The organism is Nocardioides pymetrozini (genome assembly GCF_046058985.1).
Lineage (GTDB): Bacteria > Actinomycetota > Actinomycetes > Propionibacteriales > Nocardioidaceae > Nocardioides.
Genome location: NZ_CP175556.1, coordinates 3,150,718 through 3,175,198 on the forward strand (window position 1 = coordinate 3,150,718; position 24,481 = coordinate 3,175,198).

Sequence of the window (24,481 nt, forward strand, 5' to 3'; positions counted from 1 at the left end):
CGGAGCGGCGCGGCGCGTCTCAGTAGCACCGGCCGCCCGAGGGGCAGGGCCGGCCGGCCCGTCAGGCCAGGCCCGGGAACCAGAGCGCGATCTCGCGCGCCGCGGACTCCGGCGAGTCCGAGCCGTGGACCAGGTTCTCCCGGTTGGACAGCGACAGGTCACCGCGGATGGTGCCGGGAGCGGCCTTGCGTCCGTCGGTGGCGCCGTTGAGCGCGCGGACGACCTCGATCGCCTCGTCGCCCTCGAGCACGAGGGCCACGAGCGGGCCGCTGGTCACGAAGGCGCGCAGCGGCGGGTAGAAGTCGCGCTCGACGTGCTCGGCGTAGTGGGCATCGGCCATCTCGGCGTCGATGTGGCGGTGCTCCATGGCGACGATGCTCAGCCCCTTGGCCTCGAAGCGCGCCAGCACGGTGCCGACCAGGCCGCGGCGGACCGCGTCGGGCTTGAGGAGGACGAGAGTGCGTTGGGTCACGTGCGCGACCCTAGGCCATCGTCCTCAGCGTCGGTCCAGCGACCGGGCGATGACCTTGTTGGCGGAGCGCTGGAAGCCGCGCACGATGGCGTCGAGGGTCAGCCTGCGCAGGGTGCTGATCGTCGCCTCGAGCTGCTCGGCGTCCTCGCGCGAGTGGTGCGCGCGCTCCCGGCGCCACGGCTCGACGACCTCGTCGTGCAGCACCGCGGTCAGCTCCTCGGCGAGGGCGGTCATGTGCCGCTCGATGGCGTCGCCGGCCGCCCGCATGCCGGCGACCGGGATGTCGACCTGCAGCAGCTCGACGGCCACGTCGAAGCCGTGGACCGGCGTGTAGCGCACCGTGCCGCGATCGTCCGCGGCCCGGCGCAGCAGGCCGAACTCCTCGATCAGCGTCACCTCCTCGTCGGTGAGCTTGCGGCCGGCGTGCTGGTCGAGCTGACGCCGGGTCAGCTCCTGCGGCTCCCCCACCGTCCACGACGTGAGCATCGCCCGCTGCACGGCGAGGTCCTCGACCCCCGCGTCGGCCGGGAGCGAGGCGAGATATCTCTCGATCGCCTGCAGCGTGAAGCCGTGTCCCTGGAGCGCCCGGATCATCTCCAGGCGGGCCAGGTGCGTGTCGTCGTACCACGCCATGCGGCCGCGGCGGGCCGGCGGCGGCAGCAGGCCGAGGCTGGCGTAGTAGCGCGTGGTCCGCACGGTCAGCCCGGCGGCCGCGGCCAGCTCGTCGATGGTGCGCAAGGACCCGCCGTCCTCGGCCTCGGGCGCCGAGTCGACCCGCGCTGCAGTGCTCATGACTGTCACAGTACGACTGTCATTTGATGCATGCAACGCGCGCCGGTCGGCAGGGGTTGACGTGGATCACATCGGCGTGGACAGTACGTCTGTAACAGTTCTACTGTCATCGTGCCCGCTCCCGGGCACGTTCGTCGAGGGGAGGCCCATGCCGGTCCACACCGCACCGCGGCCCCTCCCGGCCCTGGCCCGGCCCGTGGCCGAGGCGCTCGCGATGGTGCGCTTCGCCCGGAAGGTGTTCGCGGCCGGCGCCTCGTCGATCGCGGGTGGGCGCTTCCCGGTCGCGGAGAGCGTGGTGCAGACCTGGTACGCGATCCGGGTCTGCACGCTGCCGGCGCTCGCCGTGTCCATCCCGTTCGGGATCATCCTCGCGCTGCAGGTCGGCGTGCTGGCCCAGGAGGTCGGCGCCGTGTCGTTCACCGGTGCGGGCAACACGCTCGCGGTGGTGCGCCAGGCCTCGCCGATCATCACGGCCCTGATGCTCTCCGGCGTCGCCGGCTCCGCGATCTGCGCCGACCTCGGTGCCCGTCGCATCCGCGAGGAGATCGACGCCATGGAGGTGATGGGGCTGCCCGTGGTGGAGCGGCTGGTCGTGCCCCGCATGGTCGCGATCGTGATCGTCGCGATCCTCCTCAACGGCGTGGTCATGTTCTTCACGATCCTCACGACGCTGTCGATCAGCGTCGTGCTCCAGGACCTCCCTCCGGGCAGCTACCTGGCATCGGTGACGACGCTCGCGCAGCTCTCCGACCTGTGGCTCTCCCTCACCAAGGCCGCGATCTTCGCGGTGATCTGCGCCGTCGTGGCTTCGTACAAGGGACTCGGCGCGCAGCGGGGCCCCACCGGCGTGGGCGAGGCGGTCACCAGCTCGGTCGTCACCAACTTCATCCTCCTGTTCGCCGCCAACTTCGCGATCTCCCAGGTCCACAGCACCTTCGCCGGAGGGCCGATCGGATGACGCCGACGCAGGCCCGGGCGGCGGTGCCCTCCGCCGCGCCACGTGGGATCGACCCGCTCGAGGTCGTCGACCGGACGGTGACGCGACCGCTCGCGGGGATCGGGCTCCAGCTCGTGCTGGCCTGGCGCGCGGTCGCGGCCCTCCCCCTGGCCGTGACCCGCTACCGCGGCGAGGTCGCCCGCATCCTGGCCGAGGTCACCCTGGGCTCGGGCATCTTCATCGTCGGCGGCGGTGTCGTCGGCGTCGTCCTCCTGCTGTCGACGCTGACCGGCACGGAGGTCGGGCTCGAGGGCTACCAGGGGCTCGACGTGATCGGGCTGGCCCCGCTGACCGGCTTCATCTCAGGCTACGCCAACACCCGCGAGCTGGCCCCCATGGTCGCCGCTCTCGGCTTCGCCGCGCGCATCGGGTGCGGCTTCACCTCACGACTCGGTGCGATGCGGATCAGCGAGGAGATCGACGCCCTGGAGTCGATGGCGATCCACCCGATCCCCTACCTCGTGAGCACGCGGCTGGTGGCCGCCTGGATCGTGGTGCTCCCGCTCTACCTTGTCGGCCTGGTCGGCACCTATGTCGCGACCGACCTGATGGTGACCACCTTCTACGGCCAGTCCGCAGGCACCTACGACCACTACTTCCAGACCTTCGTCGCGCCCATCGACGTGGTGTACTCGGGGATCAAGGTCGTGGTCCTGACGACCGTGGTCACCCTCATCCACTGCTACCACGGCTTCACCGCGTCCGGCGGCCCGGAGGGCGTCGGCCGCGCCACCGGCCGGGCGATCCGGTCGAGCATCATCGCGCTCACGGTCGTCGACATCATCCTCACGCTCATCCTCTGGGGCGCCGACCAGCAGGTGCAGATCTCCGGATGAGCGAGCTGCTGTTCCCGCACACCCGGCTCGATGCCGGGGTCCTGCGCCTGCGCCTGGCCGCGGTCGGGCTCGTCGGCGGCCTGCTGCTCGCGCTCGTCCTCGGCATCCTCGGCCTGAAGACCCTCGGCGTGCTCAGCGGCGACGTCCGGCTCACCGTCCAGCTCCCGACCGTCGGCGACACGCTCGGCATCAACTCCGACGTGAAGTTCAACGGGCTCCGTGTGGGGCGGGTGGTCGAGGTCCGCCCGACCGCCGAGCGGGGCGCGGCCGGGTGGGACGGGCCCAGTGCCGAGGTGCTCGTGCAGCGCGAGCACGCCGGCCTGATCCCGGCCGCGGTCGCCGCCCGGGTCCTGCCCGGCACGCTCTTCGGCAACGAGTACGTCGACCTGGTCCCCGCCGCGACGGCCGCTGCCCCGACGCACCTCGCCGCCGACGCCCATCTCACCGACGGTGACGTCGTGCCCGCCGACACGTCCGCGCCGACCCTGCGCCTGATGGACACCTTCACCGCGACCCAACGGCTGCTCGCCGCGATCGACCCGGCGCAGTGGGACGTCGCGCTGTCGCAGCTGGCCGCAGCGCTCGACGGCCGGGGAGCCGACCTGGGTCGGATGGTCCGCGAGGGCGACGCCCTCCTCGCCCGATGGACCGACCTGCAGCCGCAGCTGCGACGGGACCTGGACCTGCTCACCGCCGACCTCGACCTGGCCGCCGACATCGAGCCCGCGCTGGTGCAGGCGCTCGAGAACAGCCGCCCACTGGCGCGGACCCTGGCCGCGCGGCAGGAGGAGACCGCGGCGCTGCTGCAGGCGGTGCCCCACACGCTCGACGGCGAGGACGGGGTCACCGCGTTCCTGCGGGCCCACGGCGGCGACGTCGCGCGCCTGCTCAACGCGACCGCCGCGACCCTCGAGGCGTTCGCCGAGCGGCACCCGGCCTTCGCGAGGCTGCTGGAGAAGGTCCCGCCCCTCCTGCGCAACGGCGCCGCCGCGGTGAAGGGCGGCAACATCCAGATGGAGGGCGTCATCTCCCCCGCTCTCGTCGACGCGTACGACGGGGGCGACTGTCCCGCGTACCGCGGACTGGCCGGACCGTGCGCGGGAGGCTCGCGATGAGCCGGCAGCTGCGCGACCTCGCCCGGGTGAAGGGCCCGCTGGCCGGGGTGGTGGCCTTCACCGCCCTCGCGCTGGTGCTGACCGCGACGGTCGCGGGCACCCTCTCCCACGCCCATCGGGGGGACGCGATCGAGGTGACGGCGCTCTTCCGGGACGCGACCGGGCTGCGCGTCGGGGACGACGTGCGGATGGCGGGCGTGCGGATCGGCCGGGTCACGGGCACGCGCGTGGGGACGGGCGACGAGCGCGGAATGGCCGTGGTCACCCTCGCCGTCGACGCCGACCAGCGCCTCCACGACGACGTCGTCGTGTCCATCGACTACCTCAACCTGATGGGCCAGCGCTACGTCGCCATCGGTCGTCCCGGCGGCGATGGCGAGGCCGCACGGCTGCGCGACGGCGCCACCATCCCCGAGAGCCGCACACGCACGGCGCTCGACCTGACCGCGATGTTCAACGCCTTCAAGCCGGTCTTCGACCTGCTCGAGCCGGCGGCCGTCAACCAGCTCGCGACCAACATCGTGCAGGTGCTGCAGGGTCAGGGCCCCACGCTGGAGCACCTGCTCGACCAGACCGCGGAGCTCACCGGCGGGCTGGTCGACCGCGACGCCACCCTCGCCCAGGTCGTCGACAACGTGAACCTGGTGCTGAGGACGACCGAGGAGCACCGCGAGGAGATCAGCGCACTCCTCGAGGGCGTGGACTCCTTGACGACCGGCCTCGCGAAGGACCGGGACCGCATCGCCGCCAGCCTCGACTCGATCGCCCGGCTCACCGACACCACAGCCCAGCTGGTCGAGGACGCCCGCCCAGGTCTCGAGGAGGTCTCGACGCTCAGCCAGCCATGGCTGCGCTGGCTCGCGCAGCGCGAGGACCTCCTCGCCCGGACGGGCGCGGCGCTCCCCCAGCAGCTGCAGGTCTACCTGCGCACCCTCGGCTACGGGAGCTATCTCAACGTCTACGTCTGCACGAACGTCGCTCGGATCAAGGGCCTCCCCCTGGCCGTCGACCTCGGCGTCGCCGGCGACCGGCACACCGCGAGGTGCCGATGAGGACCCGGACCCCGCCCTGGCGGCGGCTTCCCTGGCCGGTCCGCCTCGCGGTCGTGGGGGCACTCGCCGGGCTCGTGCTGCTGGGCCTGCGCACCGTCCTGGCCGCCGCCCCCGACTACCACGTCCGCCTGCGCCACGCCGCCGGCCTCTCCGCCGGCGACGACGTCCGCGTGGCCGGTCTCACCGTGGGCCAGGTGCGCACGGTCGAGGCCGAGCGCGACCAGGTCGACGTCGCGTTCTCCCTGGACCGGTCTCCCGCGGAGCTCGGCATCACCGCGGACAGCACGGTGCAGGTGAAGCTCCTCTCCATCCTCGGCGAGCGCTTCCTGGCGCTGACGCCGGGGGCGGGCGAGGTTCTGGCGGACGGGGGCACGATCCCCGTGGAGCGCGCGGTCGACCCGTACACGATCGAGGAGTTCTGGCTCGAGAGCACACCGCAGGTCCAGGCACTCGACCTCGCGCGGATCCAGGGCGCGATCGACACCCTCGCCACCGACCTGGCCGTCGAGCCCAGCCGGCTGCGTGACGCCCTGGACGGCATCGCGGGAGTCTCCGCCATCGCGAACCGGCGCGAGCAGCAGCTCGACGACCTGCTCTCCTCCACCCGGGCGGTGACCGACCTTGTCCTGTCCCAGACCGAGCAGCTGGACGACATCATGGGCAACGGCGCCAAGGTCATGCTGATGGTGCAGGAGCGACGCGAGACGTTGCGCGCCCTGCTGGACGACGCCCACCGCTTCGTCATCGGGATGACGAGGCTGGTGCGGACGACGGCACCGCACCTGCGACCGATGCTGCGCGACCTGCGCACGGTGCTGCGCGTGTTCGAGGAGCACACGGCCGACCTCGAGGAGACGATGCGGCTGGCGGGTCCGACGATGCGGGTGTTCACCAACGCCACCGGCGACGGCCCCTGGCTCGGCGTCAACGCACCGTGGGCGATCTTCCCCGACGACCTCGTGTGCGCCCTCGTCGTCGCGGAGGACTGCCGATGAGCAGCCGCCGACTGCTCCTGGTCGGCACGGGCGTGCTGCTCGTGGCGGTGGTCCTCGGCGGCGTGCGCCTCGGCGGGTGGCTCGGCGGCGACGACGACGCCATGGTCGTGACCGCCGACTTCGCCGACACCACCGGGGTCTACGTCGGCAACGACGTGACCTATCTCGGCGTGCCGGTCGGCGAGATCGTGGCCGTGGAGCCCCACGGCACGACGATGCGCGTCGTCATGCACCTCGAACGCGGCACCGAGCTCCCCCGCGACGCCGGAGCGCAGATCCTTCAGGGCTCGCTGGTGACCGACCGGTTCGTCGAGCTCGGGCCCGCCTACGCCGGCGGACCGCGGCTGCGTCCGGGCGCGCACATCGCCGCGACCCACACCCGCTCGCCCGCCAACGTCGACGCGGTCGCCGCGGCGATCGACGACCTGGTGGTGGCGCTCAACGCCGCCGAGGACGGCGGCCATGCGGGCATCGGCGAGGCGTTGGACACGGCGGCCGCGACGCTGGAGGGCAACGGTGCGCACCTGCGCCGTGCCCTCTCGGAGAGCCGGGACGCGCTGGCGATGCTCAACGCGAAGGACGAGGACCTGACCGCGGTCACCGCCAACCTCGGCGCGCTCGTCGACGTCCTCGCCGAGCGCGACGCGACCATCCGCGGCTTCACCCGCGCCACGGCCGACACGACGGCCCTGGTCGCCGACCAGTCCGACGAGCTGGCCGCGACCCTCGGCAGCCTCGACGAGCTGACCCGGCTGATGAACCGCTTCCTGCGCGACAACGGCGCCGTGATCGGCGACGACCTGGCCGGGCTCGCGCAGGTGGTCGCCACCGTGCAGAGCCACCAGGACTCGCTGGAGGAGGCGTTCGACACGATGCCGACGATGGCGGAGAACTTCGCGCGCGCCTACGACTGGGACCTCGGCCGCCTGCGGGTGCAGTTCTCCTTCGGTGTCGGTCCCTTCGCCGCCGCCTTCCGCGACCACACCTGCCAGGTGTTCGGCCAGGCGCTCGCCGGCCAGGTGGGCTCGGACGTGTGCCGGCTGATCTTCAACCCGTCCGGGACGGGCCTGCTGGACCCGATCCTCGACGGCCTCTACGACGGCCTCCCCGGGGGGTTCCCGTGACCCGCGTCCCTGCCTCCCGGCGCCTCGCGGCGGCCATGGCGACGCTCGTAGGCCTGGCCTCGACGACGGCCGCCTGCGGGCTCAGCCTGGAGAGCGTCCCCCTGCCCGGGCTCGTCGACGGCCCGACGTACCCGCTGACCGTCGAGTTCGCCGACGCCCTGAACCTCCCGGTCGACGCCCCCGTCAAGCTCGACGGGGCGACCGTCGGCCAGGTGAGCGCGATCGAGGCGGGCGACTACGTGGCCGAGGTCGAGCTCGCCCTGTCGACGTCCGTGCGGCTGCGCGACACGACGACCGCAGAGATCCGGCTGACCTCGCCCATGGGCACCGCGTTCGTCCAGGTGTTCCCGGGCGCGGAGGGGAAGGTCCTGCCGGAGGGCGCGGTGCTCCCGGCGACCGTCACCGGTACGGCGCCCGACGTGACCGACCTGCTCTCCGCGCTCTCGACCGTGGTGACCGGCGGCAGCTTCGCGGACATCTCGACGATCATCGACCAGCTCAACGTGGCCCTGAGCCACAACACGGAGAGCGTGCAGAGCCTGCTGGCCCGGCTCGACGTCGCCGTGACCGACCTCAACGGCCAGTGGCCCCGGCTCGACCGGCTCACCGCGGCGCTCGACCGGCTCACGACCCGCGTCGCCCGCGACCTGCCCGCGATCACCTCCTCCCTGACCGACGTGACCGACCTGGTGCGGGCCCTGGACCGGCAGCGCGACGACCTCGTCCTCGCCATGGAGTCGCTGAGCCGCTTCGACGTCGTCGCCACCCCGCTGACCCGCGCGGTCCGGGCGGACCTCCTCGCCCAGCTCGACGACATGCGTCCGGTGGTCCGGACGCTGCTCGACCGGAGGAGCGACGTCGAAGGGGTGATGGAGGGCCTGATCGCGTTCGCGTCGGGCAGCGACGAGGCCGCGCCCGGCGACTACGCGAACTTCGACCTGACCTTCCTGCTGGACCTCGACGCCCTCGTGCACGTCGTCGGCGGCGAGGGCGGTCCGATCCCCGGTGCGCCGACGCGCCGAGGAGGCCAGCAGTGAGGCCGGGCGTCGAGCTCAGCGACAAGGCGCGCCGGGCGGCGGAGCGGGTCTCCAGCGCCGGCATGTGGCGACGCCGGATCCGCACCGCGCAGGCGCTGATCCTGGTGATCCTCGTGCTCGGCGTGCTGTACGTCGCCGACACGGTGGTCGGCGGGTCGCTCTTCCACGACCCACGGCGCCTCCGTGTCGAGCTGCCCCAGGCCGCGGGCCTCCACGAGGGATCCGTGGTCACCTACCGCGGCCAGCGGATCGGGGAGGTGAGCGCCGTCCGGCTCGGGGACGCGCCCGGCGTGGGCGCCGTCGCCGAGCTCGAGATCGACGCGGACGTGGACATCCCCGTGGACTCGGCGATGGAGGTCCACAACCTCTCCGCCGTGGGCGAGCAGTACCTCGACGTGCTGCCGAGGACGGCTGGAGGCCCCTTCCTGGCCGACGGCGCCACGGTGCCGGTGGCCGACCTCAGCGTGCCGGTGACGGTGCCCGACGTGCTGGCCCACGCGCAGTCGCTCATGGGCAGCCTGGACCTCGCCGACATCCGCACCATCGCCGACGAGACCGCGGCGATCTTCGGCAACAGCGACGAGGACGTCGACCTGCGCGCCCTCGCGATCGAGTTCGAGACCGCCTTCGCGATGCTGCGACGTCTCGAGCCCCGGCTGACGGAGCTGCTCGTCGAGGCCGAGCGCCCGCTGGCGACCCTGCACGACCTGGATCCCGAGGTCCGCCAGGTCTCGCGTGACCTCGAGCGGATCACGGCCGCCATCGCCGGCTCGGCCCCGGACATCCGTCGTACGGTCAGCACCGCCATCGACCTGGTCCCCCGCCTGCAGCGCTTCTGGCACGACCTGTCGCCGCAGCTGCGCCGGCTGCTCGCCAAGGGCGTGCCGCTCACCGACATGGCCGCCCGCCACCTGCGCGGTCTGCACCACTGGCTGGACTGGGTGCCGCTGCAGGCGGACGTCATGGCCGGCAGCACCCGCGACGGGAGCGGCCGCGTGCTCCTCGTCCCGCGCGTGCTGAAGAACTGCGTCTACGACCGGTCGGTCCAGCGCGACATCCAGGACCTCGACCGCCGGACCCCCGTGACCCACGTGCGGTGCACCGACCCGCCCGCCGGGACCCAGGGCCGCGGCTCCGCGAACGTACCCCAGCAGTGACCCCCACCCGAGAGGAAGACCCGATGAGCACCGACACCCTGGCGGTCCGCGCCGAGATCGAGGAGGAGATCGCCGGCCTGACCCTGCCTGCCGCCCTTGCCCGCACCGTCGACGCCGAGGGCGAGGCCCCGGCGTACTCCGACAAGGTGGGCATCGATCTCTCGGCCGGCTACGCGCCCGGCTGGCGCACGGTCTCGTGGACCGAGCTGCGCGAGCGGGCGCTCGACGTCGCCGGCGCCCTGATGTCCGTCGGCGTCGCGCCCGGCGACCGGGTGGCGCTGATGGCGAGCAACCGGATCGAGCACGTCGTCGCCGACCTCGGCGCCGTGCACGCGGCAGCGGTCTCGATGTCGGTCTACAACACGCTCTCCCCCGACCAGGTCGCCTACGTCGCCGGGCACGCCGAGCCCACGGTCGTCGTTCTCGAGAGCACCGACCACCTCGCGCGCTGGGAGCGGGCGCTGGCGGAGAGCACCTCGATCCGGGCCGTCGTCGTGGTCGACGCCGAGCCGCCCGCGCAGGACGAGCGCTTCCACACCTGGGACGCCTTCCTCGCCGCCGGGGCCGACTGGCGCACCGCCCACGGCGCGGAGCTCGAGGCCCGCACGGCCGGGATCTCGCCGGACGACCCGCTGACGATCCTCTACACCTCGGGCACGACCGGGAACCCCAAGGGCGTCGTGCTGACCCACCATGCGGTGCTCTACGAGTGCGCCTGCTCGCTGCGGGTCGCCGCACCGACCCAGCACAACGAGTTCATCTCCTACCTGCCGTTCGCCCACATCGCCGAGCGGACGCTCGGGATGTACATCCCTCAGGTCAACGGCGCCCATATCCACCTGGTCGCCGACCCCGCGCTGCTCCTGGGGGCCCTCGGCGAGGTGCGTCCCACGCGCTTCTTCGGGGTGCCGCGGGTCTGGGAGAAGATCAAGACCGGCATCGCGGCCAAGCTCGCGGCCGAGACCGACCCGGAGCGCAAGGCCCAGGTGGAGGGCGCCCTCGCCGTCGGCCTGGAGTACGTCGAGGCGCAGCAGTCCGGCGGGACGGTGTCCGCCGAGCTCGAGGCTCGCTTCCAGGCGGCCGACGCCGGGCTGCTGTCGCTCCTGCGGGCGCTCCTCGGCCTGGACCGCTGCGAGTGGGCGGCCTCGGCGGCGGCGCCGATGCCGCTGGAGGTCGCGCGCTTCTTCGCCGGCCTGGGCATGCGCATCTACGACGTCTACGGGATGACCGAGACCTGTGCCGCCGTGACCGCCTGCGGGCCGGAGCAGTTCCGGCTCGGCACGGTGGGACGAGCGCTGCCAGGCATCGAGATCACCCTCGCGGAGGACGGCGAGATCCTGGCCCGCGGCCCGGTCGCCTCGCAGGGCTACTACCGGCAGGAGGACGCGACGGCCGCGCTGATCGACGCCGACGGCTGGGTCCACACGGGCGACATCGGCGAGCTGGACGACGACGGCTTCCTCAAGGTGGTCGACCGGAAGAAGGAGATGATCATCACCTCGTCCGGCAAGAACATCGCGCCGTCCAACATCGAGAACTACCTCAAGGAGAGCCCGATCGTCGGCCACGCGCTGGTGTTCGGGGAGGGTCGCCCGTACGTCGTCGCCGTGCTCACGCTCGACGCCGAGATCGCTCCCCTGGTCGCCGCCCAGCTGGGGATCCCCTCCGGCATCTCGCTCGCCGAGCTCGCTCAGCACCCCGCGATGCTCGCGGTCGCCCAGCAGGCGGTCGACGCCGCCAACGAGCGGCTGTCCCGGCCCGAGCAGGTCAAGGCCTGGGAGCTGCTGCCGGTCGAGTGGACCGCCGAGTCCGAGGAGCTCACCCCGACGCTCAAGCTCAAGCGCCGCGTCGTCCACGCCAAGTACGCCGACGTCCTGGAGAGGCTCTACGCATGAGCACGCTCGCCGCACCTGCCCCGGCCCTCACCGCCCGGCCGGGGTGGGTCACCGACGAGCGGATCGCGCAGTGGTGCCGCTGGGTCTTCCGGGACCCGGCCGGCACGGCGAGCAGCACCGCCGTGGCGCCGTACGACGGACGGCCGACCGCGGAGGTGCCCGTCTCCAGCGCCCACGACGTCGTCGATGCCGTCGCCAGTGCGCGCCAGGCCCAGCACCGCTGGGCGCTGCTGCCGTGGGGCACCCGCGCCCAGGTCGTACTGCGCTTCCACGACCTGCTCCTGGAGCGGCAGGACGAGGTCATCGACCTGATCCAGTGGGAGATGGGCAAGGCCAGGTTCAGCGCCTGGCAGGAGATCCTCCAGGTCGCCACCATCGCCCGGCACTACGCCCGACACGGCCACCGCTACCTCGTCGACCACAAGGTCCGCGGCGCGATCCCCGGGCTGACCAAGGTCCGCGAGGTCCGGGTCCCGAAGGGCGTGGTCGGGGTGATCTCGCCGTGGAACTACCCGCTCTACCTGGCGGTCGGGGACGTCCTGCCCGCCCTCCTGGCGGGCAACGGCGTCGTCAGCAAGGCCGACTCGCAGACGCCGCTGACGTTGTTGTGGACCCGGGCGCTGCTGGCCGAGGCCGGGCTGCCCCGCGACATCTGGCACGTCGTCGTCGGTCCCGGGTCGGTGGTCGGGGACGCGCTCATCGGCGCGCCGGACGCCCCCGGCACCGGGGTGGACCACCTCTGCTTCACCGGGTCCACGCAGACGGGCCGGCGGGTGGGGCGCCGAGCGGGCGAGATGCTCATCGCCGCGTCCTTGGAGCTCGGCGGCAAGAACCCGCTCGTGGTCCTCGCCGACGCCGACGTACCGAAGGCCGCCGCCGGGTGTGTCGCCGCGGCCTTCGCCAACACCGGGCAGATGTGCATCCACATCGAGCGGGTGATCGTGCACGAGGACGTGTACGACGAGTTCCGCTCGGCCCTCGTGGCCGCCACGGAGGCGCTGCGGCTGGGGCAGACCTACGACTACACCGTCGACGTCGGGTCCCTGGCCTCGCCGGCGCAGCTGGAGGCGGTGACCTCGCACATCGCGTCGGCCGTGGCGGCGGGCGCCACGGTGCTGACCGGTGGCCGGGCACGCCCCGACCTCGGCCCCCTGGTCCACGAGCCGACCGTGCTCGAGGGCGTCACCGCGGACATGCCGGTGTGCCTGGAGGAGACCTTCGGACCGGTGATCTCGCTGTACCCGGTCGCCACCGACGAGGACGCCGTCGCCAAGGCGAACGAGGGGCGCTACGGGCTCTCCGCGAGCATCTGGTCGCGCGACACCGCCGCCGCGGAGCGGCTCGCCACCCGGATCCGGGCGGGCTCGGTCAACGTCAACGACGGGGCCGCCGCGGCCGCCGGGTCGATCGAGGCCGGGATGGGGGGCATGGGCGACAGCGGCCTCGGCCGACGCCACGGGGCCGAGGGCATCCGGAAGTACACCGAGTCGCAGACGGTGGCCACCCAACGGCTGATGCCGCTCGGGCCGCCGCCCGGCATGGCGCTGGAGAGGTTCGTGGGCCTCGGCAACGCCCAGCTGCGCCTGCTCAGGAGGCTGCGGGTGCGCTGACCTCCGCGAGGAGTGCAGGCGCGAGGTCGCCCTTCGAGGCGACCTCGACCTGCGTCAGCCCCAGCCAGCCGGCGAGCCGCTCGAGCTCGAGGGCGAGCTCGGCGGCGGTCTCGGCCGGGGCGTGCGGCTCGGACCAGGCGGACTGCACGAGCAGGCGGCCCGTGAGCCGGTCCGCCTTGAGGTCGACCCGCCCGACGATCCGGTCGCCGAGGAGGAAGGGCAGCACGTAGTAGCCGTGCACCCGCCGCGCGGCCGGCGTGTAGATCTCGATCCGGTAGAAGAAGTCGAACAGCGCCTCCGCCCGGTCTCGCTCCCACACGACCGGGTCGAAGGGGCTCAGCAGCGCGCGGGCAGCCACCCGCCGCGGCAGCCGGGCCTCGCGGTGCAGGTACGCCGGGCGCCGCCAGCCCTCGACCGTGACCGGCTCGAGCTCGCCGGCCGCGACGAGCTCGGCGATCGCCGTGCGTGCCTCGCCGACCCGGATCCGGTAGTAGTCGGCCAGGCACTGGGCGGACGCGACGCCATGGGAGCGCGCGGCACGACGGACGAGCTCGACGTGGGCCTCCGCGGCGGTGAGGGGCGCAGCAGCCAGGACCGTCGCCGGCAGGACCCGCTCGGGCAGGTCGTAGCGGATCTCGAACTGGCTGTTCCGCCCGGCGATCGCCAGCTCGCCGGTCATGTAGAGGTGGTCGAGCATCCGCCGGGTGCGTGACCAGTTCCAGCCCCAGTGGTCCTTCGCTCGCGGCAGCCCGTCGTCCAGCTCGCGGGCGGTGCTGGCGCCCCGGTCGGCGATCTCGGCGAGGAGTGCCGCCTCGAGCCCGTCGCCCTCCTCGACGGTGAACCACTTGCCGCGCCGGGCGCGGTAGTCGTCCATCCGGTGCCGCATCGCCGGCCAGAGCTCGACGGGCATGAAGGCCTGGACGTGCGCCCAGTACTCCACCACCCGGCGGCTGCGCCCGCTCGCCGCCCGCCGCAGCAGGTCGACGTCGTAGGGACCCATCCGGGAGTAGAGCGGCATGAAGTGCGCGCGTTGCAGCACGTTGACGCTGTCGACCTGGAGGACGCCGGTGCGCGCAAGCGTGCGGTCGAACGTGCGCAGGGTCGGCACGGCGTGCGCCGGGTCGAGGAAGCCCTGCGCCGCCAGCGCGATCCGGCGAGCCTGGGCGCGTGAGAGGGACTGGGTGCTGCTCACGCCCCGAGCCTAGGCAGGCCCGCCGACACCGTCGGCAGGGCTAGTCCAGCTCGACCAGCTTGGCCCGCACGGCGTACATGACGGCCTCCATCCGCGAGTGGAGCTGCAGCTTCTCGAGGATGTTGCGGACGTGGTTCTTCACGGTGTTCTCGCTGATCGCCAGCTGCGCAGCGACGTCGCGGTTGCTGAGTCCCCGGGCCACGAACCGCAGCACCTCGAGCTCACGGTCGGTGAGCTTGAGGGCCGGGCCGGCGGTGCGCTCGGGCTTGGACATCGTCTTGAACTCGTCGATGAGCTTGGCGGCCATCGACGGGCTGATCAGCGACTGGCCGTCGGCGACCACGCGGATGCCCTGGGCCACCTCCTCGATGGAGGAGTCCTTGAGGAGGTAGCCCGAGGCACCGCTCTTGACGGCCTCGTAGAGGTCGGCCTCGTCGTCGGACATCGTCAGCATGATGATCTTCGTCATCGGGACGGCCTCCTTGATGGCGACGCAGGCCTCGATGCCCGACTGCTGGGGCATGCGCACGTCCAGCAGGACGACGTCCGGGACGCTGCTGATCGCGAGCGCGACCCCGTCGACGCCGTTGCTGGCCTCGCCGACGACCTCGATGCCGTCCTCGATGCCGAGCAGCATCGTCAGCCCACGCCGGAACAGCTCCTGGTCGTCGACCACCACCACACGTACCGGCTCGCTCACGGGCTGCCCCGCCGCGGTCGCCGGGGAAGTCCCGTCCGCCACCTGGGCATCATGGCATGACCTCCGGTGTGGGTGCGGGTCCAGTTCGGCTCAGCACCGGTACCCCGTCTCCCCCGCCTCAGCCTTCGGCGCCTCCGGTGTCCGCGCCGAGGTCCAAGGAGATGACCCCGTAGTCGTAGCCGCGGCGCCGGTAGACGACGGCCGGACGCTCGCTCTCCTTGTCCACGAAGAGGTAGAAGTCGTGGCCGACCAGCTCCATCTCGTAGAGCGCCTGGTCGAGGGTCATCGGGCTGGCGGGGTGGGTCTTCTCGCGCACCACGAGCGGTCCGTCGCCGGTGACCGTGATGGGGCCGACCTGGCGCTCGATCGCGACATCGTCCTCGGCCTCCTCGACCACGGTCGCGGTCACCCCGGAGAGCGCCTTGCCCACGGAGACGGGGGTACGACGCCCGCGGTGCACCCGCCGCCGGTCGGCGGCCTTGCGCATCTGGGCCGCCATCTTGTCCAGCGCCAGGTCGAGCGCGGCCATCTTGTCGTCCGCCGCGGCCTCCGCCCGGATGACCGGTCCCTTGGAGAAGGCCGTCAGCTCCACATGGACCGCCTGGTCGTGCTGGCGCGGGTTGGGCTCGCAGTCCACCTCCACGTGCACCCGGATGATCCGGTGATCGTGCTTCTCCAGCTTCGTGAGCTTCTCAGCGGCGTGCGCCCGGAACCGGTCCGAGATCTCGCAGTGCCGTCCGGTGACCACAACATCCATCAGTTACCTCCAAGGGAATTTCGGCGTGATGGGCTCTCCTGCCGCACGGGGCAGGACGTAGGGGTGCTGGCGCGATGCTCGACCAGCCATGGGGAGAGAAGTCTTGAGGGGCTCGCGCCGACAAGCAGCTCGCAGCGTCTGGCCGCCAGGAGACCTGGACCCCAGCGAACCTCGACCGCGGCGCGGCAGCGTGTCGCCCGCGCGACACGCTCGCGCCGACGAGCCAGCGGAGCCCGCCCGGCCGACCTGGTCTTCGTCCCCACACCCGCCTGCTGAGGCTTCCGCAGCTTGTTGCCACTACCGGCCTTCTCCCGGAGACGGACGCATCTGACGTCCGGTCCGAGGCAGGACTTACGACTAAGCCGCACCGTGATCACCGGCCCGGGGGCCGGCTTACGTGGACCGTTTCGCCTGCGACTGGCCTCGGCTTGCCGCTCCCGGTCGGGCTCGCGCCCGGCCTGGGCGACGCAACCACGGACCCGGGCGGACTCCATGACCAGACGTTAGTCCGTGAGTGGTGAGGACGAAAGGCTTGGCCGCAAGTTCAGGTCCCGCGCACCTGGCGGGTCACGTCGCGGCCGCCCAGAGAGCGCCGGCGGGTGGCGGCGACGACCGCGGCGGCGAGCACCGGCACCCCGGCGGCCTCGAGCGCCCGCTGTGCCTCGCGCAGGGTCGCGCCGGTCGTGAGGACGTCGTCGCAGACGACGACGTGGGCGTGCGGGCAGCGCCGGGCGAGGCGTCGTACGAGGACCGCGGGCACGGTCATCGACCCGGCGAGGTTGGCGGCTCGGGCGGTGGCGTCGAGCCCGGACTGGTCGACGACGCCGGGGCGGAGCCGGAGCAGACGGGCCGTGCGCGCGTGGCCACCGAGGGCGCGGCTCGCTGCCCGGGTCATGGCGAGGGTGGGGTCCTGTCCCCGCTGGCGCACGCTCGCCGCGCGGGAGGGCACCGGCACCAGCACGATCGGGCCGTGCCGGCCGGCCTCGGCGGCGGCGGTCCGGACCGAGACGGCGAGGAGGGCCCCCAACGGCGCGGCGAGCGCGAGCACACGGCGCTCCTTGTGAGCCAGGACGAGCGCGCGCAGCAGGCCGTCGTACTCCCCGACCGCGTACGGCGGCACGAGGCCGGCCGGACAGGGCGTCGGCCACCGGGGCGCGGCCTCCGCCGGCTGGGTCGCGCGGCAGTCCGGGCACAGCGGCCGCCCCGGTCGCTCGCATCCGACGCAGCGAGAGCCGAGGACCAGGTCGACGAAGCCGTCGCCGAGGAGGGGCAGCGTTCCCATCGCCCCCACCTCAGCAGGGCGGCCGGGGCGCGGCAAGCGGGCGTCCGCGGCCTGTGGACCGTGCGCGTCAGCCCGCGTAGTCGAGCTGCGTCAGCCCGGCGGGGCCGGCGTCGTGGCTCTCCTGGCGGACCAGGTCGACGTAGCGGTCGGCGTACACCGCGAACATCGGCGCGTCCTCGACGGGCGAGGCGGCGAGGCCGAGGACCTTGCCCGTGACGATGGTGGACAGCGGCTCGACGCCCACCGTGGCTCCGTCGGCCGCGACCACGTCGACCTCGAAGGGACTGTCCGGAGCGGTCCTCGTGAGCAGCGCGACCCGGATCGGGCCGGCCCAGGCGAGGTCGGCGACCCGGCTGCCCTCGGGCGGGCGCACGACGAAGGGCCGGCGGGCGCGCACCTCGCCGTCGGTGCCGACCATGACCCGAGCGCCTACCACCCGGTCCCCGTCCGGGGTGCGCACGACGCCGACCAGGCGGGTGCCGTCGCGGCTCACGACGAGCTCGCGGGCACGCGTGCCCGTGATGCCGGGCACGCGGACGGGGCGCACCCGGTCGTCCTCGACGAGCCACACGACGGCGTCGGCGCCGCGACGCTCCAGGACCCAGAGCCGGCCCGCGTTGTCCCACGTCGGACGGGCGTAGGCGCCACCGGTGAGGAGGGTCTGCGGCGTCGGCTGGGAGGTCGTCTCGCGCACGGGCGCCCGGCGTACCCGCCGGCCGCCGAGGTCGACCGCCGCGGCCCACTCGCTGTCCGGTGTGACCGCGACCGCGACGAGCCCTGCGCCCTCGTCGCCGAAGGCCCCCGTCACCGGCTCCAGCTCGCCGTCGACGGTGCCGCCGACCAGGCGTCCCTGCGCCAGCCCGTGGAGCGCCCTGCCGCCGCCCGGTCCGGCCGGGCCGTAGCTGGCGGCCGCGTCCACGGAGTACTCCGAGACCCCGTCGGGCAGCGGGAGGTCCGCGCCGTCGACACTCACGCGCAGTGCGGTGACGGACGGGTCCTGCCGCAGCGTCCAGGCCAGCTGGGCCAGCATCAGCTCGGCCTCCTTGGGCGAGGTGACCGCCCCCTCCCCGACGAGCGCGATGTCGGCGATGCCGTCGTCGTCGACCGGCACCGAGAGGCCGACGCTGAGCCCCGCCGGCAGGAAGGAGCGGACGACCCCCTGCGCGAGCGGCGGCGGTCCGGTGAGCAGGCCCGAGACCAGGCTGGTGGCGAGCTGGTCGCCCTCGGGCACGAAGACCGGCTCCGGGACCAGGATCTGGGCGAGGGGGTCGAAGTAGTAGAGCGAGACCTGCCGGTAGCGCTGGCGGAACCACGAGGCGGGTACGACGAGCGCGTCGATCGGGTCGGCGATGCGGTACTCGCCGTCCTCGATGGTGACCCGGAAGTCCAAGGAGAGCTCCTCGGCGGTCGCCGCGCCCCGCCATGCGCCGACCGCGTCGAGCCGGTCGGCGGAGGCGAGCTGGACCGAGACGGTCCCCGCCTGCTCGCGCACGGGGAGCGAGTCGCTGTAGATGATGGTCTCCTGCTCGGGGTCCCAGCCCGCCGCGGCCTCGTCGGTGAGGTACTCCTTGGCGACGCTGGTCTGCACGGGCCAGGCGGTCATCGCGTCGAGGAAGCCGGCGACGACCTCGGTACGGGACGCTCCGGGGTCGGGCGGGCGGGCGTCGATGTCGCTGGCGCGCCGGGTGTCGGCGTGGTCGGTGCCGCGGGTCTGGACGACCGGTCCCGACGTCGGCAGCGCGACGCATCCGGACAGTGCGAGCGCCAGGACGGCCAGGACGGCCACGAGCCCGCGACGGGCGACAGGGTGGGTCATCGCTCCTCCTGGGGTGCGGGGACGACGTCGCCGACCACAACCGCCGCGTCGCTCGACGCGGCGTCGTCGGGCACGAGCGGCAGCGGGCTGTGCCGCAGCGTCCCACCGGCGTGGCGGGGCACGGTGAGCCGGAACTGGGCACCCTGCCCGGTCCGGCCCCAGGCCTGGAGCCAGCCGCCGTGCAGGTGCGCGTCCTCCTGGGCGATCGCGAGCCCCAGGCCGGTGCCTCCGCTGGTGCGGGTGCGGGCCGGGTCGGAGCGCCAGAAGCGGTTGAACACCATCGAGGCCTCCCCCGGCGCGAGGCCCACGCCGTGGTCGCGCACCGTGATCGCCGCCGACTCGTCGTCGGAGGCGAGGCGCACCAGCACGGCCTCGGTGGGGTCGTCGGCCATCGCGTGGTCGATGGCGTTGGTCACGAGGTTGCGCACGATCCGCTCGATCCGGCGGACGTCGACGTCGGCGCGCACCGCCTCGGTGGGCTCCTCCACGCGGACCCGGATCCCCCGCTGGTCGGCCAGCGGGCGCGCGGCGTCGACGACCCGCCGGACCAGGTCGCCGAGGTTGACGTTCTCCGTCGCCAGGACCGCCGCGCCGGCGTCGAAGCGGCTGATCTCGAGCAGGTCGACGAGCAGGTTCTCGAAGCGGTCGAGCTCGGCCTGCATCAGCTCGGCGGAGCGCGCCGTGGCCGGGTCGAAAGCGGCCCGGGCGTCGTGCAGCACGTCGGAGGCCATCCGGACGGTGGTGAGCGGCGTACGCAGCTCGTGCGAGACGTCGGAGACGAAGCGGCGCTGCACCCAGCTCAGCTCCTCCAGCTGGCGGATCTGGCGCTGGAGGCTGGTGGCCATCTGGTTGAAGGAGTACGCCAGCCGGGCGATGTCGTCCTCTCCGCTGACCTGCAGCCGCTCCTGGAGGCGTCCGGCGGCGAGCCGCTCGGCCACCCGGCGGGCCATCCGGATCGGGCTCACCACCTGTCGGGTCACCAGCCAGGTCAGCCCGGCGACGAGCGCGAGGAGCAGGCCGGCGGCGGTCAGGAGGGCGCGCGTGACGAGGCTGAGCGTCTCCTGCTCCTCGGTGAGCGGGAAGAGGAAGTAGAGCGTGTAGGTCTGCCCGTCCGAGGGCAGCTGGACCTGCGAGCCCACGACGATGCCCGGCTCGCGGGTGGTCCGGGCGTCGGCGCCGGTGCCGCGGGTCCGGACGATCTCGGTGTAGGTCCACGCCGTGGCGCGGCTCGGCGCGTCGAAGTGCTCCTCGAGGGAGGCGGGGATGCTGACCAGGTCCAGACCGCTGGTGTACTCGCCGCCGCCGGTCCGCAGCGGTCGGTCGGCGCCCTCGGGTCCGGCCAGCACGACGGCGTACCCGCGGCTGTCGCCGCGCTCGATGATCGGGTCGACCAGGTCGCGCTGCTGCTGTCCGCTGGCATTGACCTCACGGCCCGACGCCGCCTCGAGCCGGACCTCCGCGTCGGTGACCTCGGCGTCGACCTCCCCCAGGACGAGCTCCACCCGGTGGCGCAGCAGGCCGTCGCGCGTCTGCTGGAGCAGGATCCATCCGACGCCGCTGATGACGACCGCGGACAGGACCACCGTGCTGACCACGACCCGGGCCTGGATCGAGCGGCGCCAGAAGGTCAGGCCCCGCCGCAGCCGGGGCGCGACCCATGCCCAGCACGCGCGCAGGCCGTCGAGCACCCGCCGGCCGATCCCGGCCCCCGCGGGCCTGGTGGTCACTACGCGGATCCGGCCTTGTAGCCGACTCCGCGCACCGTCAGCACGATCTCGGGGTGCTCGGGATCGTGCTCGACCTTGGAGCGCAGCCGCTGCACGTGGACGTTGACGAGGCGCGTGTCGGCGGCGTGCTGGTAGCCCCACACCTCCTCGAGCAGGACCTGGCGGGTGAACACCTGCCCGGGCTTGCGGGCCAGGCACAGCAGCAGGTCGAACTCGAGCGGGGTCAGCGAGATCTCCTGGCCGCCGCGCGTGACGGCGTGCCCGGCGACGTCGATCTCGACGTCCCGGATCGCGAGGGTCTCCTGCGGCACCGTCTCGGTGCGGCGGACCCGGGCCCGGATCCGCGCGACGAGCTCCTTGGGCTTGAACGGCTTGACGACGTAGTCGTCGGCCCCGGACTCGAGCCCGACGACCACGTCGACGGTGTCGCCCTTGGCCGTGAGCATGACGATCGGCACACCGGACTCGGCGCGGATCTCCTTGCACACGTCGATGCCGTCCTTGCCCGGCAGCATCAGGTCGAGCAGCACCAGGTCGGGCCGGTAGTCGCGGAAGGCCGCCAGCGCCTGGTCGCCGCGCGGGCAGACCCGGCTCTCGAAGCCCTCCTGCCCCAGCACGATGCCCAGCATCTCCGCCAGCGGCGCGTCGTCGTCGACGACGAGGACGCGTCCCTTGGTCGGGTACGGCGCGCTGGCGGGCGGAGTCACGCGCGCAATCTTAGGCGGGCAGACGCCACGGGCCCCGCACCCAGGTGGATGCGAGGCCCGTGAGCGACGAGCGTCAGCCGGTGAAGGTCCGGCCGCCCAGCAGCCGGACGCCCAGCGAGGACCGTGCGGCACGCACGACCTGCGACGCGCTCGCGCCGACCAACTCAGTAGCGGTAGTGCTCCGACTTGAACGGTCCGCCGACGGGGACGCCGAGGTAGTCGGCCTGCGCCTGGGTGAGCTCGGTGAGCTCGACGCCGATGGCGTCGAGGTGCAGGCGGGCGACCTCCTCGTCGAGGTGCTTGGGCAGCACGTAGACGCCGATGGGGTACTCGTCGAGCTTGGTGAAGAGCTCGATCTGCGCGAGGACCTGGTTGGTGAAGGAGTTCGACATCACGAACGACGGGTGGCCGGTCGCGTTGCCGAGGTTCAGCAGGCGGCCCTCGGAGAGGACGATGACCTTCTTGCCGTCGGGGAAGATCCACTGGTGGACCTGGGGCTTGATCTCGTCCTTGACGATGCCGGGGATCTTCGCGAGGCCGGCCATGTCGATCTCGTTGTCGAAGTGGCCGATGTTGCCGACGATCGCCTGGTGCTTCATCTTCTCGAAGTGCTCGACGCGGATGATGTCGAAGTTGCCCGTCGTGGTGATGAAGATGTCAGCGGTCTCGACGACCGACTCGAGGCGCTTGACCTCGTAGCCGTCCATCGCGGCCTGGAGCGCGCAGATCGGGTCGATCTCGGTGATGATCACGCGGGCGCCCTGGCCGCGCAGCGACTCCGCGGAGCCCTTGCCGACGTCGCCGTAGCCGCACACGACGGCCGTCTTGCCGGCGATCATCACGTCGGTGCCGCGGTTGATGCCGTCGATGAGCGAGTGGCGGCAGCCGTACTTGTTGTCGAACTTCGACTTGGTGACCGAGTCGTTGACGTTGATCGCCGGGAAGAGGAGCGAGCCCTCCTTGAAGCGGTCGTAGAGGCGGAGCACACCCGTGGTGGTCTCCTCGGTGACGCCCTTGATGCCGTTGGCGATGTTGGTCCAACGCTGCGGGTCGTTCTCGAGGGAGCGCGCGAGGACCCGGAGGACCTCCTTGAACTCCTCGTTGTCGGTGGAGTCCTGGCCGGGCACGGCGCCGGCCTTCTCGAACTCGACGCCCTTGTGCACGAGCAGGGTGATGTCACCGCCGTCGTCGAGCAGCATGTTCGGCCCGATCCGGTTGCCGTCGGCGTCGGTGAAGTCGAAGACCTTCTCCGCCTCGTCCCAGTACTCGGCCAGCGTCTCGCCCTTCCAGGCGAAGACGGGGGTGCCGGCGGGAGCGTCGACGGTGCCGTCCTTGCCGACGACGACCGCGGCGGCGGCGTGGTCCTGCGTCGAGAAGATGTTGCAGGTGGCCCAGCGGACGTCGGCGCCGAGAGCGGTGAGCGTCTCGATCAGCACGGCGGTCTGGATGGTCATGTGCAGGGAGCCGGCGATCCGGGCGCCCTTGAGCGGCTGGTCGGCGCCGTAGCGGGCGCGCATCGCCATCAGGCCGGGCATCTCGTGCTCGGCGAGCTCGATCTCCTTGCGGCCGAACTCGGCCAGGCTCAGGTCAGCAACCTTGTAGTCCATGAGTGATCCTCGAGGTTCGAGTGTCGTGTGACAGCTGGGTCCTGCGGCGCATCTGCGCATCGTCGGGATCTCCCGCGCATGACGTGGACCACCCTACAAGCGCGGCACGAGCGCCGGGGAATCATCGCGAGGATGGGTCGGCGTGCTCATGCGCGGGCTCCCGACGGCCACGAGTCTGGGGCCATGCTGCGCCCCCGCACCGAGCGTCCCCGACCCGCCGGCCTCCTCGAGGTCGCGGCGTCGACCTGCGCCGTCCTGCTGACCCTCGCGACCGCCTGGCACGGCTTCGGCGTGTACTTCTGCCTCGGCGGCCTGTGCCCCGGTCCGACCGGGGGCGAGGTCCTGGCCTACCGGCTGCTGGTGTCGGCGCTGGGCCTCGCCGTGGTGGCGTCCCTGGCGCTCGCGGTACGACGTCGCGCACGCTCGGCGCTGCTGTGGCACGGCCTCGTCGCGCTGTCGGCGGTGGCCACGGCCCTCGTCTTCGCCGTGCCGTCGATCGACCTGCGGGAGCTGCGCGAGCCCGCTCCGTCGCCGCCGGACCGCGGCTACGTCCCGTGCTACTCCGGGTCCGGCGACTGTCTCGGCGGCTGACCCGGCACGCGGAGCGTCAGTGCGCGGCGGACTCGCCCTCGTCGTAGCGCTCCACCGGGTCCTTGTCGCCGCCGAACGGCAGCATGGAGACCACGACCACCACGACCGCACCCACGACGAGGCCGATGACGGCGGAGATCCCGGTGTTGGCCAGCCAGGCGAGGACACCCCCGAGGAAGCCGTGGACGGCGTGCTCGATGTCGTGCTCGATGTCGTGCACCCAGGTGTACGGCGCGTCCCACCAGCCGACCTCGTGCACGTTGACGAGCAGGATGTGCCCGCCGACCCACAGCATCGCCACGGTGCCGACGAGCGAGATCACGGTCAGCAGCCGCGGCATCGCGGCGACCAGGCCCCGACCCAGCCGCTGCGCGAACGCGGAGCGCCGCTGCGCCAGCAGCAGCCCGGTGTCGTCCATCTTCACGATGAGGGCGACGACGCCGTAGACGGCGACCGTGATCGCGAACGCGACGACGACGAGGATCGCGAGTCGCGACCAGAAGCTCTCGTCGGCGACCTCGTCGAGGGCGATGACCATGATCTCGGCCGACAGGATCAGGTCGGTGCGGATGGCGCCCGACACCATCTGCCGCTCGGCCTCGGGGCTGATCACCGTCGCGGGCACGTCGTGCTCGTCGTGCTTGGCCAGCAGGTGCCACACCTTGTGCGCGCCCTCGTAGGCCAGGAAGGTGCCGCCCACCATGAGGATGATCGGGAGCAGGTCGGGCAGGAACTCGCTGAGCAGCAGGGCCGCCGGCAGGATGATCAGCAGCTTGTTGCGGATCGAGCCGATCGCGATCTGCTTGACGATGGGCAGCTCGCGCTCGGCGGCCACCCCGTGGACGTACTGGGGCGTCACCGCGGTGTCGTCGACGACCACGCCCGCCGCCTTGGTCGTCGCCCTGCCGGCCGCGGCGCCGACGTCGTCGATCGAGGCGGCGGCCATCTTGGCGATGGCGGCGACGTCGTCGAGGAGACCGAAGAGGCCGGCGCTCACGACAGGAAGGCCGTTCGGGCCGC

At 72.7% G+C, this 24,481-nt stretch carries 22 protein-coding genes; 11 read left to right on the forward strand and 11 right to left on the reverse strand.

From position 1 onward, the window contains the following. Positions 1–61: 61 nt before the first annotated feature. Positions 62–472 carry a nucleoside-diphosphate kinase gene (ndk, locus tag ACJ5H2_RS15435; RefSeq protein ID WP_408896300.1) on the reverse strand — a complete coding sequence of 137 codons (411 nt, stop codon included), beginning with the start codon at positions 470–472 and terminating at the stop codon, positions 62–64. Positions 473–496: 24 nt separating this feature from the next. Next, positions 497–1,264 (reverse strand): MerR family transcriptional regulator, encoded by a 768-nt coding sequence (locus ACJ5H2_RS15440; RefSeq protein WP_408896301.1) that lies wholly within the window; start codon positions 1,262–1,264, stop codon positions 497–499. Between the two features lie 148 nt (positions 1,265–1,412). Between ACJ5H2_RS15440 and ACJ5H2_RS15445 the strand changes: the two genes are divergently transcribed. Genes ACJ5H2_RS15445 through ACJ5H2_RS15490 form a run of 10 tightly spaced genes read left to right on the forward strand, consistent with a single transcriptional unit; the run spans position 1,413 to position 13,082 of the window. Further along, positions 1,413–2,222, forward strand: a complete 810-nt coding sequence (locus tag ACJ5H2_RS15445) for an MlaE family ABC transporter permease (protein WP_408896302.1) — start codon at positions 1,413–1,415, stop codon at positions 2,220–2,222. Further along, entirely contained in the window at positions 2,219–3,097 is an 879-nt protein-coding gene (locus ACJ5H2_RS15450) for an MlaE family ABC transporter permease (protein WP_408896303.1), read from the forward strand. The genes ACJ5H2_RS15445 and ACJ5H2_RS15450 overlap by 4 nt, the downstream gene beginning before the upstream one ends. Next, the gene (locus ACJ5H2_RS15455; RefSeq protein WP_408896304.1) at positions 3,094–4,212 is read left to right on the forward strand and encodes an MCE family protein; all 1,119 of its coding nucleotides are present in this window, start codon (positions 3,094–3,096) and stop codon (positions 4,210–4,212) included. Before ACJ5H2_RS15450 ends, ACJ5H2_RS15455 begins: the two co-directional genes overlap by 4 nt. Continuing rightward, a complete protein-coding gene (locus ACJ5H2_RS15460) occupies positions 4,209–5,264 on the forward strand; it encodes an MCE family protein (RefSeq protein ID WP_408896305.1) in 1,056 nt (351 codons plus the stop codon). Before ACJ5H2_RS15455 ends, ACJ5H2_RS15460 begins: the two co-directional genes overlap by 4 nt. Further along, the gene (locus tag ACJ5H2_RS15465) at positions 5,261–6,259 is read left to right on the forward strand and encodes an MCE family protein (RefSeq protein ID WP_408896306.1); all 999 of its coding nucleotides are present in this window, start codon (positions 5,261–5,263) and stop codon (positions 6,257–6,259) included. Before ACJ5H2_RS15460 ends, ACJ5H2_RS15465 begins: the two co-directional genes overlap by 4 nt. Next, positions 6,256–7,383: an MCE family protein gene (locus tag ACJ5H2_RS15470; protein WP_408896307.1), complete on the forward strand. Its 1,128-nt coding sequence runs from the start codon at positions 6,256–6,258 to the stop codon at positions 7,381–7,383. The genes ACJ5H2_RS15465 and ACJ5H2_RS15470 overlap by 4 nt, the downstream gene beginning before the upstream one ends. 35 nt (positions 7,384–7,418) lie before the next feature. After that, positions 7,419–8,420, forward strand: a complete 1,002-nt coding sequence (locus ACJ5H2_RS15475) for an MlaD family protein (RefSeq protein WP_408896308.1) — start codon at positions 7,419–7,421, stop codon at positions 8,418–8,420. Beyond that, entirely contained in the window at positions 8,417–9,577 is a 1,161-nt protein-coding gene (locus ACJ5H2_RS15480) for an MlaD family protein (RefSeq protein WP_408896309.1), read from the forward strand. The genes ACJ5H2_RS15475 and ACJ5H2_RS15480 overlap by 4 nt, the downstream gene beginning before the upstream one ends. A gap of 23 nt (positions 9,578–9,600) precedes the next feature. After that, positions 9,601–11,472 (forward strand): AMP-dependent synthetase/ligase, encoded by a 1,872-nt coding sequence (locus tag ACJ5H2_RS15485; RefSeq protein ID WP_408896311.1) that lies wholly within the window; start codon positions 9,601–9,603, stop codon positions 11,470–11,472. Continuing rightward, on the forward strand, positions 11,469–13,082 hold the full coding sequence (locus tag ACJ5H2_RS15490; RefSeq protein WP_408896312.1) for a succinic semialdehyde dehydrogenase: 1,614 nt from the start codon (positions 11,469–11,471) through the stop codon (positions 13,080–13,082). Before ACJ5H2_RS15485 ends, ACJ5H2_RS15490 begins: the two co-directional genes overlap by 4 nt. Here ACJ5H2_RS15490 and ACJ5H2_RS15495 read toward each other — a convergent pair. From ACJ5H2_RS15495 to ahcY, 8 genes are all read right to left on the reverse strand, one after another. Then, entirely contained in the window at positions 13,060–14,274 is a 1,215-nt protein-coding gene (locus ACJ5H2_RS15495; RefSeq protein WP_408896313.1) for a winged helix-turn-helix domain-containing protein, read from the reverse strand. The two genes, ACJ5H2_RS15490 and ACJ5H2_RS15495, sit on opposite strands and share 23 nt — an antisense overlap. A gap of 40 nt (positions 14,275–14,314) precedes the next feature. Next, positions 14,315–14,974 carry a response regulator gene (locus ACJ5H2_RS15500; RefSeq protein ID WP_408896314.1) on the reverse strand — a complete coding sequence of 220 codons (660 nt, stop codon included), beginning with the start codon at positions 14,972–14,974 and terminating at the stop codon, positions 14,315–14,317. A gap of 118 nt (positions 14,975–15,092) precedes the next feature. Continuing rightward, entirely contained in the window at positions 15,093–15,731 is a 639-nt protein-coding gene (gene hpf, locus ACJ5H2_RS15505) for a ribosome hibernation-promoting factor, HPF/YfiA family (protein WP_408896315.1), read from the reverse strand. Positions 15,732–16,275: 544 nt separating this feature from the next. Further along, entirely contained in the window at positions 16,276–17,013 is a 738-nt protein-coding gene (locus ACJ5H2_RS15510; RefSeq protein WP_408896316.1) for a ComF family protein, read from the reverse strand. Between the two features lie 67 nt (positions 17,014–17,080). Next, a complete protein-coding gene (locus ACJ5H2_RS15515) occupies positions 17,081–18,829 on the reverse strand; it encodes an LpqB family beta-propeller domain-containing protein (protein ID WP_408896317.1) in 1,749 nt (582 codons plus the stop codon). Then, positions 18,826–20,556 (reverse strand): MtrAB system histidine kinase MtrB, encoded by a 1,731-nt coding sequence (gene mtrB, locus ACJ5H2_RS15520; RefSeq protein WP_408896318.1) that lies wholly within the window; start codon positions 20,554–20,556, stop codon positions 18,826–18,828. The genes ACJ5H2_RS15515 and mtrB overlap by 4 nt, the downstream gene beginning before the upstream one ends. Continuing rightward, a complete protein-coding gene (mtrA, locus tag ACJ5H2_RS15525) occupies positions 20,556–21,263 on the reverse strand; it encodes an MtrAB system response regulator MtrA (RefSeq protein ID WP_408896319.1) in 708 nt (235 codons plus the stop codon). Before mtrA ends, mtrB begins: the two co-directional genes overlap by 1 nt. Positions 21,264–21,427: 164 nt before the next feature. Continuing rightward, positions 21,428–22,870 (reverse strand): adenosylhomocysteinase, encoded by a 1,443-nt coding sequence (gene ahcY, locus ACJ5H2_RS15530; RefSeq protein ID WP_408896320.1) that lies wholly within the window; start codon positions 22,868–22,870, stop codon positions 21,428–21,430. Positions 22,871–23,053: 183 nt separating this feature from the next. On the opposite strand from ahcY, the gene ACJ5H2_RS15535 reads away from it, so the two are divergent. Further along, on the forward strand, positions 23,054–23,461 hold the full coding sequence (locus ACJ5H2_RS15535; RefSeq protein ID WP_408896321.1) for a DUF6234 family protein: 408 nt from the start codon (positions 23,054–23,056) through the stop codon (positions 23,459–23,461). A gap of 16 nt (positions 23,462–23,477) precedes the next feature. Here the strand turns inward: ACJ5H2_RS15535 and ACJ5H2_RS15540 are convergent, their stop codons facing one another. After that, positions 23,478–24,458, reverse strand: coding sequence for a DUF808 domain-containing protein (locus tag ACJ5H2_RS15540; RefSeq protein ID WP_408896322.1), 981 nt, complete (start codon positions 24,456–24,458; stop codon positions 23,478–23,480). Positions 24,459–24,481: the final 23 nt, after the last annotated feature.

Excerpts from the sequence above, each read along its gene's own strand:
- ACJ5H2_RS15440 (WP_408896301.1), bottom strand. The coding sequence starts at position 1,264 with ATGAGCACTGCAGCGCGGGTCGACTCGGCGCCCGAGGCCGAGGACGGC.
- ACJ5H2_RS15445 (WP_408896302.1), top strand. The coding sequence starts at position 1,413 with ATGCCGGTCCACACCGCACCGCGGCCCCTCCCGGCCCTGGCCCGGCCC.
- ACJ5H2_RS15450 (WP_408896303.1), top strand. The coding sequence starts at position 2,219 with ATGACGCCGACGCAGGCCCGGGCGGCGGTGCCCTCCGCCGCGCCACGT.
- ACJ5H2_RS15455 (WP_408896304.1), top strand. The coding sequence starts at position 3,094 with ATGAGCGAGCTGCTGTTCCCGCACACCCGGCTCGATGCCGGGGTCCTG.
- ACJ5H2_RS15460 (WP_408896305.1), top strand. The coding sequence starts at position 4,209 with ATGAGCCGGCAGCTGCGCGACCTCGCCCGGGTGAAGGGCCCGCTGGCC.
- ACJ5H2_RS15465 (WP_408896306.1), top strand. The coding sequence starts at position 5,261 with ATGAGGACCCGGACCCCGCCCTGGCGGCGGCTTCCCTGGCCGGTCCGC.
- ACJ5H2_RS15470 (WP_408896307.1), top strand. The coding sequence starts at position 6,256 with ATGAGCAGCCGCCGACTGCTCCTGGTCGGCACGGGCGTGCTGCTCGTG.
- ACJ5H2_RS15475 (WP_408896308.1), top strand. The coding sequence starts at position 7,419 with ATGGCGACGCTCGTAGGCCTGGCCTCGACGACGGCCGCCTGCGGGCTC.
- ACJ5H2_RS15485 (WP_408896311.1), top strand. The coding sequence starts at position 9,601 with ATGAGCACCGACACCCTGGCGGTCCGCGCCGAGATCGAGGAGGAGATC.
- ACJ5H2_RS15490 (WP_408896312.1), top strand. The coding sequence starts at position 11,469 with ATGAGCACGCTCGCCGCACCTGCCCCGGCCCTCACCGCCCGGCCGGGG.
- hpf (WP_408896315.1), bottom strand. The coding sequence starts at position 15,731 with ATGGATGTTGTGGTCACCGGACGGCACTGCGAGATCTCGGACCGGTTC.
- ACJ5H2_RS15510 (WP_408896316.1), bottom strand. The coding sequence starts at position 17,013 with ATGGGAACGCTGCCCCTCCTCGGCGACGGCTTCGTCGACCTGGTCCTC.
- ACJ5H2_RS15515 (WP_408896317.1), bottom strand. The coding sequence starts at position 18,829 with ATGACCCACCCTGTCGCCCGTCGCGGGCTCGTGGCCGTCCTGGCCGTC.
- ahcY (WP_408896320.1), bottom strand. The coding sequence starts at position 22,870 with ATGGACTACAAGGTTGCTGACCTGAGCCTGGCCGAGTTCGGCCGCAAG.
- ACJ5H2_RS15535 (WP_408896321.1), top strand. The coding sequence starts at position 23,054 with ATGCTGCGCCCCCGCACCGAGCGTCCCCGACCCGCCGGCCTCCTCGAG.